A 255-nucleotide genomic window follows, 5' to 3' on the forward strand; every position below is an offset into this window, starting at 1 on the left:
TCTGCACACCGCCCATCCATTGGGCAGTCAATCCATCCGCGCTAAAGAGTTGGCCGCGTTTAGTAGTACCCGCAAAATGACCAGAAAAAATCGCCAGTAAACCTAAACCCAGCATTACAGCAGCGAATAAGCCTGTAATGACATAGACAATACGCTTTTGGCGTGTTTGTTCCTGGATTTTTAGGTTTTCAGGATGCTGCATGAACCTAGTCCTCTTTTTATTTTAGTGTTCTGTTTTATATTAACTTTATTCAG

General features: G+C 42.4%; 1 protein-coding gene. It reads right to left on the reverse strand.

Annotation, left to right across the window (positions count from 1 at the left end):
- Nucleotides 1-202, reverse strand: a 202-nt coding sequence (locus QN347_RS20385; protein ID WP_323494488.1) for a hypothetical protein, incomplete at its 3' end; no start/stop codon positions are given.
- Between the last annotated feature and the right edge of the window lie 53 nt (nt 203-255).

Source organism: Sphingomonas sp. 10B4 (assembly GCF_035019905.1).
In the GTDB taxonomy this organism is placed as follows: Bacteria; Pseudomonadota; Alphaproteobacteria; order Sphingomonadales; family Sphingomonadaceae; genus Sphingomonas; species Sphingomonas glacialis.